This is a genomic window from Streptomyces sp. NPDC007917 (assembly GCF_042959105.1).
GTDB lineage: Bacteria > Actinomycetota > Actinomycetes > Streptomycetales > Streptomycetaceae > Streptomyces.
Genome location: NZ_JBIBKK010000032.1, coordinates 18,301 through 33,524, shown reverse-complemented (window position 1 = coordinate 33,524; position 15,224 = coordinate 18,301). Strand labels below are relative to the sequence as shown.

Annotated in this window: 14 protein-coding genes; 6 read left to right on the top strand and 8 right to left on the bottom strand. The window is 71.4% G+C overall.

All coding sequences use genetic code 11. The features are described from left to right. Nucleotides 1–19 precede the first annotated feature (19 nt). Genes ACFZDL_RS39910 through ACFZDL_RS39895 form a run of 4 tightly spaced genes read left to right on the top strand, consistent with a single transcriptional unit; the run spans nt 20 to nt 3,641 of the window. Nucleotides 20–1,069 (top strand): ABC transporter ATP-binding protein, encoded by a 1,050-nt coding sequence (locus ACFZDL_RS39910; RefSeq protein ID WP_353590176.1) that lies wholly within the window; start codon nt 20–22, stop codon nt 1,067–1,069. Beyond that, entirely contained in the window at nt 1,059–1,958 is a 900-nt protein-coding gene (locus ACFZDL_RS39905; RefSeq protein ID WP_353590177.1) for an ABC transporter permease, read from the top strand. The genes ACFZDL_RS39910 and ACFZDL_RS39905 overlap by 11 nt, the downstream gene beginning before the upstream one ends. Further along, nucleotides 1,955–2,881 (top strand): ABC transporter ATP-binding protein, encoded by a 927-nt coding sequence (locus ACFZDL_RS39900; RefSeq protein ID WP_353590178.1) that lies wholly within the window; start codon nt 1,955–1,957, stop codon nt 2,879–2,881. The genes ACFZDL_RS39905 and ACFZDL_RS39900 overlap by 4 nt, the downstream gene beginning before the upstream one ends. 25 nt (nt 2,882–2,906) lie before the next feature. Then, nucleotides 2,907–3,641 (top strand): ABC transporter permease subunit, encoded by a 735-nt coding sequence (locus ACFZDL_RS39895; protein ID WP_391193748.1) that lies wholly within the window; start codon nt 2,907–2,909, stop codon nt 3,639–3,641. Between the two features lie 157 nt (nt 3,642–3,798). Here the strand turns inward: ACFZDL_RS39895 and ACFZDL_RS39890 are convergent, their stop codons facing one another. Continuing rightward, nucleotides 3,799–5,349 (bottom strand): MFS transporter, encoded by a 1,551-nt coding sequence (locus ACFZDL_RS39890; RefSeq protein ID WP_353590179.1) that lies wholly within the window; start codon nt 5,347–5,349, stop codon nt 3,799–3,801. Nucleotides 5,350–5,488: 139 nt separating this feature from the next. Here ACFZDL_RS39890 and ACFZDL_RS39885 point away from each other — a divergent pair, with 139 nt between their 5' ends. After that, on the top strand, nt 5,489–6,487 hold the full coding sequence (locus tag ACFZDL_RS39885) for an Lrp/AsnC family transcriptional regulator (protein WP_353590180.1): 999 nt from the start codon (nt 5,489–5,491) through the stop codon (nt 6,485–6,487). 215 nt (nt 6,488–6,702) lie between these two features. Continuing rightward, on the top strand, nt 6,703–7,152 hold the full coding sequence (locus ACFZDL_RS39880; protein WP_353590181.1) for a phospholipase: 450 nt from the start codon (nt 6,703–6,705) through the stop codon (nt 7,150–7,152). Here ACFZDL_RS39880 and ACFZDL_RS39875 read toward each other — a convergent pair. From ACFZDL_RS39875 to ACFZDL_RS39845, 7 genes are all read right to left on the bottom strand, one after another. Next, entirely contained in the window at nt 7,136–7,963 is an 828-nt protein-coding gene (locus ACFZDL_RS39875) for an HAD family hydrolase (protein ID WP_353590182.1), read from the bottom strand. The two genes, ACFZDL_RS39880 and ACFZDL_RS39875, sit on opposite strands and share 17 nt — an antisense overlap. Continuing rightward, nucleotides 7,960–9,237, bottom strand: coding sequence for a serine--tRNA ligase (serS, locus tag ACFZDL_RS39870; protein WP_353590183.1), 1,278 nt, complete (start codon nt 9,235–9,237; stop codon nt 7,960–7,962). Before serS ends, ACFZDL_RS39875 begins: the two co-directional genes overlap by 4 nt. Before the next feature lie 571 nt (nt 9,238–9,808). After that, the gene (gene pheA / locus ACFZDL_RS39865; protein WP_353590184.1) at nt 9,809–10,744 is read right to left on the bottom strand and encodes a prephenate dehydratase; all 936 of its coding nucleotides are present in this window, start codon (nt 10,742–10,744) and stop codon (nt 9,809–9,811) included. A gap of 68 nt (nt 10,745–10,812) precedes the next feature. Beyond that, entirely contained in the window at nt 10,813–12,120 is a 1,308-nt protein-coding gene (gene efeB, locus ACFZDL_RS39860; protein ID WP_353590185.1) for an iron uptake transporter deferrochelatase/peroxidase subunit, read from the bottom strand. After that, entirely contained in the window at nt 12,117–14,054 is a 1,938-nt protein-coding gene (locus tag ACFZDL_RS39855; RefSeq protein ID WP_353590186.1) for a copper resistance protein CopC, read from the bottom strand. Before ACFZDL_RS39855 ends, efeB begins: the two co-directional genes overlap by 4 nt. Before the next feature lie 6 nt (nt 14,055–14,060). Continuing rightward, nucleotides 14,061–14,549: a copper chaperone PCu(A)C gene (locus ACFZDL_RS39850; protein ID WP_353590187.1), complete on the bottom strand. Its 489-nt coding sequence runs from the start codon at nt 14,547–14,549 to the stop codon at nt 14,061–14,063. After that, complete coding sequence (locus ACFZDL_RS39845) at nt 14,546–15,208, bottom strand: SCO family protein (protein ID WP_353590188.1); 663 nt, start codon at nt 15,206–15,208, stop codon at nt 14,546–14,548. The genes ACFZDL_RS39850 and ACFZDL_RS39845 overlap by 4 nt, the downstream gene beginning before the upstream one ends. Nucleotides 15,209–15,224 lie beyond the last annotated feature (16 nt).

Sequence of the window (15,224 nt, the reverse complement as noted above, 5' to 3'; positions counted from 1 at the left end):
GTCTGGACTGACGCCCGCTGTGGCGCACGCCACTACGGTCGAATACGTGACTGTGATCGCCACCGAAAGCCTGAGCAAGCGGTTCCCCCGGGTCACCGCGCTTGACCGGCTCTCCGTCGACATCACGCCGGGCGTCACCGGCCTGGTAGGTGCCAACGGGGCCGGCAAGTCCACCCTGATCAAGATCCTGCTGGGGCTGTCCCCCGCCAGCGAGGGGCGCGCCACCGTCCTGGGCCTCGATGTGGCCAAGGAAGGCAGCGCCATCCGTGAGCGGGTGGGCTATATGCCCGAGCACGACTGCCTGCCGCCCGATGTCTCGGCGACCGAGTTCGTCGTCCATATGGCGCGCATGTCAGGGCTGTCGCCCACCGCCGCCCGCGAGCGGACCGCCGACACTCTGCGCCATGTCCACCTCTACGAGGAGCGGTACCGCCCCATGGGCGGCTACTCCACCGGTATGAAGCAGCGCGTCAAGCTCGCCCAGGCGCTGGTCCACGACCCGCGGCTGGTCCTGCTCGACGAGCCCACCAACGGCCTTGACCCGGCGGGCCGCGACGAGATGCTCGCCCTGATCCGCCGGATCCACACCGACTTCGGCATCTCGGTCCTGGTCACCTCGCATCTGCTCGGCGAGTTGGAGCGGACCTGCGACCACGTCGTGGTCATCGACGGCGGCAAGCTGCTGCGCTCCAGCTCCACCCGTGACTTCACCCAGGCCACGGCCTCGCTCGCGGTCGAGGTGACCGACACCGCCGCCCACCCGGACGGCACGGCCGCGCTGCGCGCCCGTCTCGCCGAGGCCGGGCTCACGGTCCAGGCCGCGGGCCGCTCCGGCGACGGCGCGCCGGCCTCGGACCATGTGCTGCTGGTGGACGTCGCGGGTGACGAGACGTACGACGCGGTGCGGGACGCCATCGCGGGGCTGGGCCTTGGCCTGATCCGTATGGAGCAGCGTCGCCACCGCATCGCCGAGATCTTCCGTGACGACGAACACGACACAGACGAACACGACACAAAAGAGCAAACGTCCGGCGGAAAGGGGAACGGAGGTGCCGCCGATGCCGCCTGAGACCGCGACCTCGCAGCGCGCCGATGTCATCCACAACATCGGCTACCGCCATTACGACGGCCCGCGCCTGGGCCGCGCCTACGCCCGCCGTTCGCTGTTCTCCCAGAGCCTGCGCGGCGCCTACGGCCTCGGCCGCTCCGCCAGGTCCAAGGTCGCGCCGATGCTGCTGGCCGCCGTGATGTGCGTGCCCGCGCTCATCCTGGTCGCGGTGGCCGTGACGACCAAGGCGAACGAACTCCCCGTCGAGTACACGCGGTACGCGATCATCATGCAGGCCGTCATCGGCCTGTACACCGCGGCCCAGGCCCCCCAGTCCGTCTCCCGGGACCTGCGCTTCAAGACGATCCCGCTCTACTTCTCCCGCCCCATCGAAGCGGCGGACTATGTGGCGGCCAAGTTCGCCGCCATGGTCTCCGCGCTCTTCGCCTTCACCGGCGTCCCGCTGGTGATCCTGTACGTGGGTGCCCTGCTCGCCAAGCTGGACTTCGCCGACCAGACGACGGCCTTCGCACAAGGACTGGTCTCCGTGCTACTGCTCTCGCTCCTCTTCGCCGGCATCAGCCTGGTCATCGCCGCGCTCACCCCGCGCCGGGGCTTCGGTGTGGCGGCCGTCATCGCCGTACTGACCATCTCCTACGGCGCGGTGTCCACCCTGCAGGCCATCGCATGGGACCAGAACAACACCGACGCGGTCAGCTGGATCGGCCTGTTCTCGCCGATCACCATCATCGACGGCGTTCAGACGGCCTTCCTCAACGCATCCTCCGCCTACCCCGGCGGATTCGGGCCGGGCGCCGGGGCCGGAGTCGTCTTCCTCCTCGTCCTCCTCGGCCTGATCGCCGGCTCCTACGGCCTGCTCGTGCGCCGCTACCGAAAGGTCGGGCTGTGACCACGATCGCCATCGACAATGTCTCCCGCTGGTTCGGGAACGTCGTCGCCGTCAACGACGTGACCATGAGCATCGGCCCCGGCGTCACCGGCCTTCTCGGCCCCAACGGCGCGGGCAAGTCCACCCTCATCGGCATGATGGGCGGCTTCCTGGCGCCCTCCACCGGCGCCGTCACCCTGGACGGGGCCACGATCTGGCGCAATGAACAGGCCTACCGCCAGATCGGCATCGTCCCCGAGCGGGAGGGGATGTACGACTTCCTCACCGGCCGCGAGTTCGTCATCGCCAACGCCGAACTGCACGGCCTGCCCGACCCGCGCGCCGCCGCCCGCAAGGCGCTGGAGACGGTCGAGATGGACTTCGCGGGCTCCCGCCGCATCGCCACGTACAGCAAGGGCATGCGCCAGCGGGTGAAGATGGCCTCAGCGCTCGTCCACGAGCCGTCGGTGCTGCTGCTCGACGAGCCGTTCAACGGCATGGACCCGCGCCAGCGGATGCAACTCATGGACCTGCTGCGGCGCATGGGGGACGAGGGCCGTACCGTCCTGTTCTCCTCGCACATCCTGGAGGAGGTCGAGCAGCTCGCCGCGCACATCGAGGTGATCGTCGCCGGGCGGCACGCGGCCTCCGGGGACTTCCGCAAGATCCGCCGTCTGATGACCGACCGTCCGCACCGCTATCTGGTGCGCTCCAGCGACGACCGCGCGCTGGCGGCCGCCCTCATCGCCGACCACTCCACCGCGGGCATCGAGGTGGACGCGAGCGGCGGCCCCGAAGCCGGGCTGCACATCCAGGCGGTCGACTTCGGCCGCTTCACCGAACTGCTGCCCCGAGTCGCCCGCGACCTGGGCATCCGGCTCCTCACGGTCTCGCCCTCCGACGAGTCCCTGGAGAGCGTCTTCTCCTACCTCGTCGCGGCCTGAGCGGCCGGAAGGAGCCTCGAAAGCGATGAAAGCGATGTCGCTCTACCACCCCACCGTCGCCCGGCTCACCTACCGGGCCCTGCTCGGCCGCCGCCGCGCGCTGATCATGTTCACCCTGCCCGGGCTGCTGCTGGTCATCGCGGTGGCCGTACGGGCGCTGTCCGGCGCCGACGACAGCACCACCGACGCCGTCCTCGGCGGCTTCGCGCTCGCCACGATGGTCCCGCTGATCGGGGTGATCGCCGGTACGGGCGCGATCGGCCCGGAGATCGACGACGGCTCGGTCGTCTATCTGCTGGCCAAGCCCGTCAAGCGGCCGACGATCATCTTCACCAAGTTCCTCGTCGCGACCGGCGTCACGGTCGTCTTCTCGGCGCTGCCCACCCTGCTGGCGGGCTACGTCCTCAACGGGAACGGCCGGCAGCTCGCGGTCGCCTACGCCCTCGCCGCCACCGTCGCGTCGATCACCTACGGCGCGATGTTCCTGCTGCTGGGCACCGTCACCCGGCACGCGGTGATCGTGGGTCTGGTCTACGCCCTGGTGTGGGAGTCCCTGTTCGGCAGCCTGGTGCCCGGGGCCCGTGACCTCAGCGTCCAGCAGTGGTCGCTCGCGCTCGCCCAGAAGGTCGCCGACAGCGGGGCGGTCACCTCGGAGGTCGGCCTGCCCGCGGCCGTGGTGCTGATGCTGGCGGTGACCGTGGCCGCGACCTGGTACGCGGGCCGCAAGCTGCGCACCCTGACCCTCGCGGGCGAGGAGTGACTTCTACGGACGCCACCGGGCCGGGACGGAGGTGAAGCGGCCACCCGCCTCGGCGGTGGCCGCCGCACTCGGCGCGGCCACCGCCGCCGTCTTGTGCCCGGGGGCGGAGTGGCCGATCGGCCCCGCGTCACCTACGGGGTGACTGTGAACCGGGGGCTCAGGTACGGGCCGGTTCCGCCGGGGGCGCGGTCTTCGCGGGGGCGCCGGACCTCGCCGCCGTGCCGGGGCCGCCGCGGACGACGGCCAGCACCAGCAGGCCCGCCGCCAGCGCGGTGATCCCGGAGATCACGCAGATGCGGTCGAGCCCCGCGACGAACGACTCGTGCACCAGCGCCCGCGCCGCCGGTCCCTGTCCCGCCGGAGCCGCCGCGATCACCGCGTCGGCGTGGCCGCCGCTGATCGCCTCGGCCGCCTGTCCGGCGGCGCGCGCCGGGACGGTCCCGCTGTCCTCGACGACGTCCCGCACGCGCGCGGCGAACACCGTGCCCAGGATCGCGATCCCGAGGGCGTAGCCCAGCTGCCGGAAGGTGTTCACCGCGCCGCTGGCCATCCCGGAGCGCTCCGGCGGCGCCGCGCCGAGCGCCGCCGAGACCAGGACGGGCATGGCCAGACCGATGCCGAGGCCGCCCAGCATCAGCCCGGGGACAAAGGCCGTCCAGTCCGAGCCGGGCGTCAGCCGCACAGCGGTGACCAGCGCACCCGCGCCCACCAGCAGCAGTCCGCCACCGAGCGCGCGCCCAGGGGCGACCCGCTCCAGCACCCGTCCGCCGGCCGCGCCGACGACCAGCGCGACCCCGGCCATCGGGGTCACCGCGAGCCCGGCCTGCACCGGGCTGAGCCCGAGCACCGACTGCAGCCACATCCCCGCGTAGGTGAGGTACGGGAAGGCCGCCGCCTGGAGCAGCAGGGCCGCCGCCATCAGCACCACGAAGGCCGGACGGCGCATCAGCGCCAGATCCAGCAGCGGCTGCCGCAACCCGCGCTCCGCCAGGACGAAGACGACCAGCGCGACGGCGGCGACCACCAGCGAGGCGAGCGTGCCGCCCTCGGACCATCCCTCCTCACCGCCCCGCATCAGTCCATACGTCAGCGCACCGGCGCACAGCGTGAAGAGGGCGGCGCCCGGCCAGTCGATCCGCGCCCCTGCCGCGCCGCGCGACTCGCCGACCGTACGGACCGTGATCCACACCGCGACGGCCGTCAGCGGCAGATTGACCAGGAAGATCGCCCGCCAGTCGGCGTACTCGGTGAGCAGTCCGCCCAGGATCGGGCCGACCGCCGCGGCCGCCCCGCTGGTGCCGCCCCACACGCCGAAGGCGACGCCGCGGTCACGCCCGCTGTAGGTGGCCATCAGCAGCGGGGTGTTGGTGGCGAACATCGCCGCCGCCCCGACGCCCTGCACCGCGCGGGCGGCGATCAGCACCCCGCTGTCCGGGGCCAGCCCGCAGGCCAGCGAGGAGAGCGCGAAGACGGTGAGTCCCAGCACATACAGCCGCCGCCGGCCGAAGACATCGGCCGCCGACCCGGCGGCCATGAGCAGCGCGGCGAGCGCCAGCGCGTAGATGTCCATCACCCACTGCAGGGAGGTGAAGGAGGCGTCCAGGCCCTGCGCCACCTCCGGCAGCGCCGTGTTCACGATCGTGACGTCGATCAACAGCATGAAATTGCCGAGGGTGATGGCCGCGAGCGGCCACCATTTGCTCCGCATGACGAACTCCGAGTTCCACAGAGAGTGGGGCCCGGCCCGACGCCGTACCCCCCGTGATCCCAAAGTCCGTCAGCCGACCCCGTGCCCTCCAGCCGGCGCCGCGTCTGTGGCGTTATCCGACAACGGCTAGCCTTCTGCGGTGAATTCCGACGCGTTCGACGAGCTGGACCGACAACTGGTCCAGGCCCTCCAGCTCGACGGCCGGGCCCCGTTCAGCAGGATCGCCGATGTGCTCGGCGTCTCCGACCAGACCGTGGCGCGCCGCTACACCCGGCTGCGCACGGCCGGGGCCATCCGGGTGCTGGGGCTCACCGACCCGGCCGCGCTCGGCGAAGTCGTCTGGCTGCTGCGGGTGCAGTGCGCCCCGGACGCGGCCGTGTCGGTGGCCGAGGCGCTGGCCCGCCGCCCCGACACCTCATGGGTGAGCCTGATGTCCGGCGGCACCGAGATCGTCGCCATCACCCGTGCGGCGTCCGGCGAGGACAGTGACGCGCTGCTGCTGCGCAAGCTGCCGAGCACCCCGCGGGTGGTGGGTGTGTCCGCGCACTGTGTGCTCCATGAGTACTTCGGCGGGCCGCAGGGCCTGGTCAGCAAGTCGGGCACGCTGACGCCCCGGCAGATCGAGCGGCTGGCCGTCCCCGTACGCCCGCGGGACGGCCGCGCCCGGCTGGACGACGGCGACCGTCAGCTTCTGGCCGTGCTGGCGCGCGACGGGCGGGCGGGTCTTGCCGAGTTGGCGGCCGCCACGGGCTGGTCGCAGTCGACGGTACGCCGTCGGCTGGCGGAGCTGCGGGCCGACGGCACCCTGTACTTCGACGTCGACTACCACCACCGGATGTTCGGCCATGGCTCCACGGCCGTGCTGTGGCTGTCGGTGCTGCCGGTCGACCTCGCCGCCGCCGGGCGGGCGGTGGCGGAGCACCTGGAGGCCGCTTTCGTCTGCGCGACGACCGGTCCGCACAACCTGCTGGCGGTCGTGGTGTGCCGGGACGTCGGAGCTCTGTACCAGTACCTGACCACGCGGGTCGCGGCGCTGCCGGGCGTGCGGGCCATGGAGACCTCCCCGACGATCCGCCGGATCAAGGGCCCGGGACCGCTGCTGCTGTCCCCGCGGGGAGCGGCGCGGCGCATGCCCTGACCTGACCGCTGAAACCCCTGGTCATCAGGGCCACTTGGAGGAAGATCCCAACTCCGGCTGGTTGAACTCTGTTCAAGCAGACGACTCAATAAATCTTGACGATTGTCAGGGACCTGTCGAACCCTTGGCGTGCACCAGCGCAACTCCTCGTACTCGTTCCATCTCCCCTTCCTCACGGGCTTGTTGAAGACCCGTCAGAGACATCGGAGGAACCGATGCGTCGTCTTGCCACGAGCCTCGCCGCCACCGCGGTCGCCGCGGCCGCCACCGTGGCCCTCTCCGGGCCCGCCCACGCCGCCCCCGCGGACAAGCCGCAGGTGCTCTCGAGCTGGACCCAGACGAGCGCCAGCAGCTACAACATCTGGCTCGCGGCACGCAACAACCAGGGCGCCTGGTCCGCGTACCAGTTCGACTGGTCGACCGACTACTGCAGCAAGTCCCCCGACAACCCCTTCGGCTTCCCGTTCAAGACCGCCTGCGCCCGGCATGACTTCGGCTACCGCAACTACAAGGCCATCGGCACCTTCAGCGCGAACAAGGCCCGCCTGGACAGCGCCTTCTACGAGGACCTCAAGCGGGTGTGCAACGGCTACAGCGGGGCGTCGAAGACCGCCTGCAACAGCACCGCCTGGACGTACTACCAGGCGGTCAAGGCGCTGGGCTGAACAGCCGCTCCAGGACGAGGGCGATACCGTCCTCCTCGTTGGACGCGGTGATTTCGTCGGCGACGGCCTTGAGCTCCTCATGGGCGCCCGCCATCGCCACGCCGTGGGCCGCCCAGCGCAGCATCGCGATGTCATTGGGCATGTCGCCGAAGGCGATGGTGTCCTCGGCGGTGAGCCCGAGGCGGCGGGCGGCCAGCGACAGGCCCGTCGCCTTGGTCAGCCCCAGCGGCAACAGCTCCACCAGGCCTTCGCCCGCCACGGTCACCCCCACCAGACCGCCCGCGGCCGTACGCGCCGCCTCGGCCAGCTCGTCGTCGCCCAGCCGCGCGTGCTGGATGTAGATCTTGCTGACGGGGGCGGACCACAGGTCGGCCCGGTCCTCCAGTGGCCGGGCCGCCCGCTCCGCCGGATGCACCCCATAGCCGGCCCCGAAGAGCACCTTGCCCTCGAGCCCGTCGCGGGCCACGGCCAGGAACAGCGGGCCGGTCTCCGATTCGATCTTCTCGAGCGCCAGCGCGCCCAGCTGCCGGTCCAGCGTCACGGAGGTCAGCAGCCGGTGCTCGCCCGCGTGGTAGACCTGCGCGCCCTGCCCGCACACCGCGAGCCCCTGGTAGTCGAGGTCGTCGAGGATGCCCCGGGCCACCGGCACCGTCCGACCGGTGACCACGATATGCGCCGCGCCCGCCGCGGTGGCCGCGGCGAGCGCCGCCCTGGTGCGCGCGGAGACCGTGTGGTCCGCGCGCAGCAGGGTGCCGTCGAGGTCGGTGGCGATGAGGCGGTACGGCAGGGGCTCCGACGGTCTGTCGCTCATCGGGCGACCGGCTCCAGGACCTCACGCCCGCCCAGGTAGGGGCGCAGTACTTCGGGCACCCGCACCGAGCCGTCGGCCTGCTGGTGGTTCTCCAGGAGGGCGACGATGGTCCGGGTGACCGCGCACAGCGTGCCGTTCAGCGTCGCCAGGGGCCGGACCCGCTTGTCCTCGCGCATCCGGATCGACAGCCGGCGCGACTGGAACTCGGTCGTGTTGGAGGTCGAGGTCAGCTCGCGGTACTTGCCCTGGGTCGGGATCCACGCCTCGCAGTCGAACTTCCGCGTCGCCGAGGCGCCCAGGTCGCCCGAGGCCAGGTCGACCACCCGGAACGGCAGCTCGAGCGAGGCCAGCCACTGCTTCTCCCACTCCAGCAGCCGCTGGTGCTCGGCCTCCGCGTCCTCCGGCGTGGTGTAGACGAACATCTCGACCTTGTCGAACTGGTGCACCCGGAAGATGCCGCGGGTGTCCTTGCCGTACGAGCCGGCCTCGCGGCGGAAGCAGGAGGAGAACCCGGCGTAGCGGCGGGGCAGCTGGGACGCGTCCAGGATCTCGTCCATGTGGTACGCGGCCAGCGGCACCTCGGAGGTGCCGACCAGGAAGAGGTCGTCCTTGTCGAGGTGGTAGACGTCGTCCGCGGCCTGGCCGAGGAAGCCGGTGCCCTCCATGGCCTTGGGCTTGACCAGGGCAGGGGTGAGGACGGGGGTGAAGCCCGCCGCGGTGGCCTGTGCGATCGCCGCGTTGACCAGCGCGAACTCAAGCAGCGCGCCGACGCCCGTCAGATAGTAGAAGCGCGAGCCGGACACCTTGGCGCCGCGCTCGGTGTCGATGGCGCCGAGCAGCTCGCCGAGCTCCAGGTGGTCCTTGGGGGTGATGCCCTCGGCCGCGAAGTCGCGCGGGGTGCCGACCGTCTCCAGGACGACGAAGTCGTCCTCGCCGCCGACGGGCACGTCCGGGTGGACCAGATTGCCGAGCTGGAGCAGCAGCCGCTGGGTCTCCTCCGCGGCCTGGACCTGCTCGGCGTCGGCGGCCTTCACCGCGGCGGACAGCTCGCCCGCCTTCTTCAGCAGCTCCGCCTTCTCGTCGCCGGAGGCCTTGGGGATGAGCTTGCCGAGCGCCTTCTGCTCGGTGCGCAGCTCGTCGAAGCGGACGCTGGACGACCTGCGCCGCTCATCGGCGGAGAGCAGGGCGTCGACGATGGCGACGTCCTCTCCACGGGCGCGCTGGGAGGCGCGCACACGGTCGGGGTCCTCACGGAGCAGACGAAGGTCAATCACCCCACCAGGTTACCGGTGTGCAGATCCGGTGCTCGACCCGATATTCCCCTTCATCGCACTTCGCCCCCATGTGGGATGGTATGGATTCTTGGGAATTCGCCTGTCTGTGCATCCGCATGCCTTGCCAATGATGGCGGGCGCATTCCCCAAAAGGGGCAAAGGGGTGGGCGAGGGCGAATGGCTTCCCTTGTGTGAAGGGGGAGTTGGCCGTCGCGTTGTCCACAGGAGGGGTGGTTCCGACGCAGGTTATCCACAGGCTGTGTGTGAGTTCTGTGGATGTAGGGCTGATCATCTGGTACGCGAAGTGCTCGGCGATGGATTCCCCACTCAAACCTCGTTCACACACTCTTTCGGGTGGGTTTTGCTCACACCGCGGCGTCGGTCAAGAGAAAAGTGCTGACGTGAGTGATAGGTGTGATGGTAGGTGGGTTGAGGCGAGCTGGGTGATATGGCGATTACGTCGGGTTGATGTGTCGACTTGTCCCCAGCCCGCGCCCCACACCTGTGGATAACTCCGTCAGGCCCGGCCACCCTGTCAGGCCCGGCCGTCCTGGCGGGCCGTGCCGTCCTGTCAGGCCCGGCCATCCTGGCAGCGGGCCAGCCAGTCCTCCGCCGCCGCGAAGTCCTCGTCCGAGGTGCCGTGCCGCAGCGGGGACATCTGCGCCGGCTCGAACCCCGCCCGCGGATAGGAGCCCAGGAACCGCACGTTCGGGCAGATCCGCTTCAGCCCCATCAGGGCGGAGGCGACCCGCCGGTCCGTGATGTGCCCCTCGAGGTCCACCGAGAAGAAGTAGTGGCCGATGCGCTGACCCGTCGGGCGCGACTCGATACGCACCAGGTTGACGCCGCGCGCCGCGAACTCCTGCAGCAGCTCCAGCAGCGCACCCGGGTGGTCGTCGCCGAGCCAGATCGCCACGGACGTCTTGTCCGCGCCGGTACGGGCCGCGGGCCGCGCCGGGCGGCCGACCAGCACAAAGCGGGTCGTCGCGTTCTCCGCGTCGTGGATGCCGCTCACCAGGGGCGTGAGCCCGTACGTCGCCGCCGCGAACTCACCGGCGAACGCCGCGTCGTAGCGACCCTCCTGCACCAGCCGAGCCCCGTCCCCGTTGGAGGCGGCCGACTCCCACACGGCGTCCGGCAGATTCGTCGCCAGCCACTTCCTGACCTGTGGCTGGGACACCGGGTGGCCGGTCACCGTCTTCACATCGGCGAGGGTGGTGCCGGGCCGCACCAGCAGCGCGAAGGCGATCGGCAGCAGCACCTCGCGGTAGATCATCAGCGGTTCGCCGGTGGCCAGCTCGTCGAGCGTGATGGTCACACCGCCCTCCACCGAGTTCTCGATGGGGACCAGCGCGGCGGCCGCCGCGCCCGACCGTACGGCGTCCAGCGTCGTCGGCACGGAGACCATCGGGGTCAGCTCACGCGTGGCGGCCTCGGGCAGCGACCGCAGCGCGGCCTCCGTGAAGGTGCCTTCGGGACCGAGGTAGGTATAAACACTGGCCGACATCACGATGACTCCCTGGAACGGACGAGAACCGTCACGATACCCAGCGTCCGGATCCTGACGCCCGCGGTTCACCCTTCCAAGAGTGCCTGACCGACGTACTCCCCCGGGGCGCAGCCGCCCGGCACCGCGAAGAGCGCGCTCGCCTCGTGGCGCAGGAACCGCGACAGCCCGTCCCCCCGGTCCAGCTTCCGCTGCACCGGGACGAAGCCCTTCATCGGATCCGCCTGCCAGGCGATGAACAGCAGCCCGGCGTCAGGCGCGCCGTCCTCGCGGAAGCCGTCGTGGTACGAGAAGGGCCGGCGCAGCATCGCCGCGCCCTGGTTCGAGGCCGGTGCGGCGACCCGTACGTGCGCGTCGCCCGCGATGGCCAGCGAGCCGTCCGCGTTCACCTTGGCCAGCTCGACGGGGGTGGTCTCGGTGCCGCCGGACAGCGGGGCGCCGTCCGACTTGCGGCGGCCTATCACCCGCTCCTGCCGCTCCAGGGAGAGGTGGTCCCAGGAGTCCAGGAGCATCCGGATGCGCCGCACCACCGCGTACGAGCCGCCCGCCATCCAGTCCGGCTCCCCCTTCGCCGGGACGAAGATCCGCTCGTCGAAGTCGGCGTCCGTGGGCTTGGGGTTGTTGGTGCCGTCGATCTGCCCCATGAGGTTGCGCGCGGTCATGGGACGGGAGGTCGCGCCGGGCGTCCGGTTGAAGCCGTTCATCTGCCAGCGCACCCGGGCCACCCCCCGGGCCTCGCGCTGCAGCGCCCGCAGCGCGTGGAAGGCGACCAGCCCGTCGTCGGCGCCGATCTGCAGCCACAGGTCGCCGTTGCTGCGCTTCGGGTCGAGCACGTCCGCCGAGAAGTCGGGCAGCGGGGCCAGCGCCTCGGGGAGCCGGTCCTTCAGCCCCACCGTGCCGAAGAAGGTGCGGCCGAAGCCGAAGGTGACGGTCAGCGACGCCGGGCCCGCGTCCAGCGCGATACCGGTGTCGTCGGCCGGGACCTTGCCCGCGGTCAGCTCCTCGGCCGTCTTCGACCAGCGGCGCAGCAGCGCGGCGGCCGCCTTGCGGTCCGCGCCGGGCACCAGGTCGAGGGCGACGAGGTGGCCGCGCGCCTGGAGCGGGGTGGTGATGCCCGCCTGGCGCTCGCCGTGGAAGGGCACGGTGGTCGAGCCGACGGAGCTGAGCGGGTCGGGGTCGGAGCGCACCGTCTCGGCGGCGTACGCCCCGGCCGCGCCGCCCGCGACGAGCCCGGCCGCGCCGACGGCGCCGGCCGTGCCCAGCAGACGGCGCCGGGAGACGGGGGCAGGGGGCTCTGGCCGGGTGTCCGGGGTGTGTTGGGTGTTCGCGGTGCGCTGGGCGTCCGGGGTGCGCTGGGGGTTCGGGGTCTTGCTCATTGGCCGATCTTCAGGGTCCTGGTCTCCGTCACCTGGTCGATGTCGGAGGTCCGTACGGTCAGGGCGAGCCGCCAGGTGCCGCCCATGGGCAGCTGGAAACTCTTCGCGCTCCAGTGGCCGGTGGCGACGTGCTCCAGCGGCACGGACAGCGGGCCGATCTTCTTCTTCGGGAGCGTCAGGGTCGCCTTCACCTCGGGGGCGTCCACGGGCCGGTCGGCCAGGTCGAAGGTGAAGACATGGATCAGGTTGTCGCCGGGGAGGGCCGGGTCCAGCATGAAGATCGCCTTGCCGCGGCCGCTCTTGGGGCCGGTGCTGTACGGGATCTCGACGCTGACCGGGTCGACGGTGGGGCTGGTGTCCGCGGCCGTGCCGCTCTCCTTCGCGCTCGCGACGGCGCTCGCGGCCCGGCCGGGCTGGGTCGTGCTGAGCACCGTGGCGACGGCGAGCAGCACGACGGCCACGACCGTCTCGGCCAGCACGGAGCGGTAGAGCGAGCCGCGCGCGAGGTCGCCGTAGCGCGCGCGCAGGGTGGCGGCCTTGGTGACGGCGGCCTTCTGGCGGGCGAGCTGGGCGGTGCGCACGGGGTCGGCGGCGGTCTCGTCCGCCGTCTCGCCCTTGTCCTTTTCTCCCTCTTCCTCGTCGGTGGCTTTCGCAGCCACCGAGAAAGCCTGCCCGTCCGCCGGCGCGTCCACGAGGCGGCCCGTCCAGCGGCGCGAGAAGGAGGCGATGGCGACGAGCACCGCCACAAGGCCGACCTTGACCAGCAGCCAGCGCCCGTATTCGGTGCCGGTCAGCGCGTCCCAGGAGCCGACCTGCCGCCACGACTGGTAGACGCCGGTGAGGACGAGCACGACGACCGAGCCGAAGGCCAGCCGCGAGAAGCGGCGTACGGCCGACCGCCCGATCGGCTCCCCCGCGCGCAGCGTGGCCACGAGCGCCCCCAGGCCGCCCAGCCACACCCCAACGGCCAGCAGGTGGACCACGTCGACCGGCATCGCGACCGTGGACTGGATGCCGACCGAGGCGTGCTCGGCCATCGCCCAGGTCGCGGCGATGCCCACCGACAGGACGGTGCCGCCGAAGGCGAGCCCGAAGGCCAGGTCCTGGCGCCGCCCCTGGTCCTCGTCCGCGGCGCGGCGCGCGTACGAGCCGAAGAGCACGGCCAGGAAGAGCGCCGCCGCGCCGAGCAGCAGCAGCCGCGACAGCAGCGCCGCGCCCGCTTTGCTGGACAGCACATCGCCCAGGCCGCCGAGGTCGAGGACCCCGCCGATGCCCTCGCCGTCCGTGTACGGGCCGCGCAGCAGCAACAGCAGCAGGGTCGCGGAGAAGAGGGTGACCCAGCCGCCGACGGCGAGCTTCTGGACGGGGCGCGAGGAGCGGCACAGCCCGGCGAAGACGCAGCCGCCGACGAGCGCCGCGAAGCCGCCGTAGGCGGCGTACCGCCCGATGTCGTACAGCGTCTCGACGGTGCTGTCGGCGCCCGCGTCCGAGGGGACCTTCGCCTTCGTCTTGGACGGCGCGCCGATGGAGAAGGTGAACGCCCCGGCCACCGGGTGGCTGTCCTCCGAGACCACCTTCCAGGCCACCGTGTACGTCCCGTCGGGCAGCCCGGGGCGCAGTGCGACGGCGGCCGTCGACGACTTGCCGCCCACATGGGCGGGGCTGCCGGCGTCCACCCGGTTGCTCTTCGGGTCGAGGACGCGCACCGAGTCGCGGGACAGCAGCACCCCCTCCGAGAAGGTGAGCCGCACCTGTTCGGGCGCGGTCTTGACCACCGCGCCGTCGGCGGGGTCGGTCGCCGTGAGCGCGGCGTGCGCGGCCGCGGGGGACGCGCCGAAGCTCAGCGCGCACAGCAGCGCGGCGAGCAGGGCACCGCAGACCGACAGCAGTCGCCTGGTGGCCAGCCTGGTCAAGGAGGGGGTGAGCGAGGTCATCGGGTGTCAGTCCTTGGGGCGGTACGTCGTCGGCTCGACCGGGACCTTGATCTCGATGGGGTCGGAGGAGGCGAAGTGCAGGGTGAAACTGACCTTGTCACCGACCTTTGGCTTGCGGGTCAGGTTTGTCAGCATCAGATGATCTCCGCCGGTGGCCAGCCTGAGCTCGCCGTCCGCGGGGACCTTCAGCGATCGCACCTGCTTCATCCGGGTGCCGGTGGTGGTGTGCATGGTGACCTCGGCGGCCAGCGGGGTGGTGACGGAGGTCAGCTCGTCGTCGGCACCACCCTTGTTGGTGACGGTCACATAGCCCGCGGCCATGTCCGGGGTCGGGGGCTGCGGTACGTAGGCGCCGCTGACGGACAGCTTCGGGTCGTCGCCGGCGCCGCTGCCCTGGCCGCCACAGGCGGTGAGGGCGGCGGACAGGCCGAGGACCAGCGCGGCGGCGGCCGTCCGCCGTGCGCCGGTCGCCGACCCCGTGCTGGTCCGCGTCACGGGTTCTGCCCCTTGATGATCTCGGGCAGATCCTTGACGTACTGGTCGGCCGTGGTCTCCGTGGTGTAGAGCCAGTGGTTCTTGTCGTCCTTGGGGGAGAAGGCGAGCACCTCGGCACCGTGGTTGACGGTGATGCTGCCGTCCTTCTCCTTCTTCGGCTTCTCGACGAGGATGCCCAGCGGCCGCGCGGCGGCCTGGATGGTCTCGATGTCGCCGGTCAGGGCGACGAAGTCCTGACCGCCCTGGCCGTTCAGCCAGGAACGCATCCTCTTGGGGGTGTCCCGCTCGGGGTCGGTGGTGACGAAGACGACCTGCAGCTTGTCGCGCTCGGCCTTGGGGAGCTTCTTCTCCGCGATGCCGATGTTGCTCATGACCAGGGAGCAGACGTCCGGGCAGTAGGTGTAGCCGAAGTAGATCAGGGTGGGCTTGCCCTTGGTCTCCTTGACCAGGTCGTACTTCTTTCCGTCGGTGTCGGTCAGGACCAGATCGGGCTTGGCCTTGGGGTGGTCGAGGACGATCGCCTGACCGGGCTTGCTGCCGCCGGAGACCTCGGCGGCCTTCTCTGTCGTGTCGTCGTTGTCGCCGCCCGAGCTGCCGCAGGCGGTGAGGGTGAGCGCGGCGGCGGTGACGAGGGCCGCGCCCAGGTATGTGGTGCGCATGGAGTTGTTCTCCGGG